The organism is Kitasatospora sp. NPDC047058, from assembly GCF_040643935.1.
In the GTDB taxonomy this organism is placed as follows: Bacteria; Actinomycetota; Actinomycetes; order Streptomycetales; family Streptomycetaceae; genus Kitasatospora.
In genome coordinates, this window is sequence record NZ_JBEYVJ010000755.1 from 1 (window position 1) to 1945 (window position 1945).

Annotated in this window: 1 protein-coding gene; it reads left to right on the forward strand. The window is 75.7% G+C overall.

The features are described from left to right. A partial coding sequence (locus tag ABZ885_RS40180; protein ID WP_360200009.1) for a beta-ketoacyl synthase N-terminal-like domain-containing protein occupies positions 1-1945 on the forward strand: 1945 nt, incomplete at both ends.

A 1945-nucleotide genomic window follows, 5' to 3' on the forward strand; every position in this document is an offset into this window, starting at 1 on the left:
TGCGGGCCGAGGTCGCGGTCGTGCTGGGGCACGCCTCGGCCGACGCGGTCGAGGACCGGCGCGCGTTCAAGGACCTCGGCTTCGACTCGCTGACCGCCGTCGAGCTGCGCAACCGGCTCAACGCGGCGACCGGCATCCGGCTGCCCGCCACACTGGTGTTCGACTACCCCACCCCGGTCGTCCTCGCCGAGTTCCTGCGCGGCGAGCTGACCGGCAAGGTGGCGGACGCCGCCGCTCCGGTGGCCGCCGTGGCGGCCACCGCGGCGGACGAGCCGCTGGCGATCGTCGGCATGGCCTGCCGCTTCCCCGGGGGTGCGCGCACCCCCGAGGAGTTCTGGCAGCTGCTGGCCTCGGGCGGCGACGCCGTGGGCGCGTTCCCGACCGACCGCGGCTGGGACCTGGAGGGCTTCTACGACCCGGAGCGCGGCAACGCCGGGACGTCGTACACCCAGTCGGGCGCGTTCCTGCGGGACGCGGCGGAGTTCGACGCGGCGTTCTTCGGGATCAGCCCGCGCGAGGCACTGGCGATGGACCCGCAGCAGCGGCAGCTGCTGGAGACGTCCTGGGAGGCGCTGGAGCGGGCGGGCATCGACCCGGCCTCGCTGCGCGGCTCCGCGACCGGTGTGTTCGCCGGCGGGTTCGCCTCGGGCTACGGCTTCGGGGTGACGCTGGCGAGCCAGGGTGACTCCGGGGCCGAGGGCCACGTGATGACCGGCAACGCGACGAGCGTGCTGTCGGGCCGGGTGTCGTACGTGCTGGGCCTGGAGGGCCCGGCGGTCACGGTCGACACCGCGTGCTCCTCCTCGCTGGTCGCCCTGCACCTGGCCGCCCAGGCCGTGCGGTCGGGCGAGTGCTCGCTCGCCCTGGCCGGCGGTGTCACCGTGATGGCGACGCCGGGGACGTTCATCGACTTCTCGCGGCAGCAGGGTCTGGCGGCCGACGGCCGGTGCCGGGCGTTCTCCGAGGACGCCGACGGCACGGGCTGGGCCGAGGGCGCGGGCATGGTCGTGGTCGAGCGGCTGTCGGACGCGCGCCGCAACGGGCACACGGTGCTCGCGGTGCTGCGCGGTTCGGCCGTCAACCAGGACGGTGCGTCCAACGGCCTGACCGCCCCAAACGGCCCGTCCCAGCAGCGCGTCATCCGGGCGGCTCTCGCCAGCGGGCGGCTGACCGCCGCGGACGTGGACGTGGTGGAGGCGCACGGCACGGGCACCACGCTGGGCGACCCGATCGAGGCGCAGGCGCTGCTGGCCACCTACGGCCAGGAGCGTCCGGAGGACCGTCCGCTGTTCCTCGGCTCGGTGAAGTCCAACATCGGGCACACCCAGGCGGCGGCCGGTGTGGCGGGCGTGATCAAGATGATCCTCGCCCTGCAGCACGAGCGGCTGCCGCAGACGCTGCACGCCGAGGTGCCGTCCTCGCACGTGGACTGGGCGGCGGGTGAGGTGCGGCTGCTGACCGAGCAGGTGGCCTGGCCGGCCGACGGCCGGGTGCGGCGTGCGGGTGTGTCGGCGTTCGGCATGAGCGGCACCAACGCGCACGTCATCCTGGAGGAGGCCCCGGCCGCCGAGGCGGTCGCGGTGCCGGAGACGGCGCCGGTGGTGCCGGGGGCCGGCGCCTGGGTGGTCTCGGGCCGCTCGGCGGACGGTCTGACGGCCCAGGCGGGCCGGCTGCGGGAGTGGGTCGCGCAGCGGCCGGAGCTGGAGCCGGCGGACCTCGCCTGGTCGCTGGCGACCACGCGGTCGTCGTTCGAGCACCGGGCCGTCGTGCTCGGTGCCGGGCGCGACGAGCTGATGCCGGGTCTGCAGAGCCTGGCCGCCGGGGTCTCCTCCGGTTCCGTGGTGTCGGGTGTGGCGCGGGCCGGGGCCCGGGTGGGCCTGGTCTTCGCGGGCCAGGGTTCGCAGTGGACCGGCATGGGCCGGGGTCTGTACGAGGGCAGCCCGGT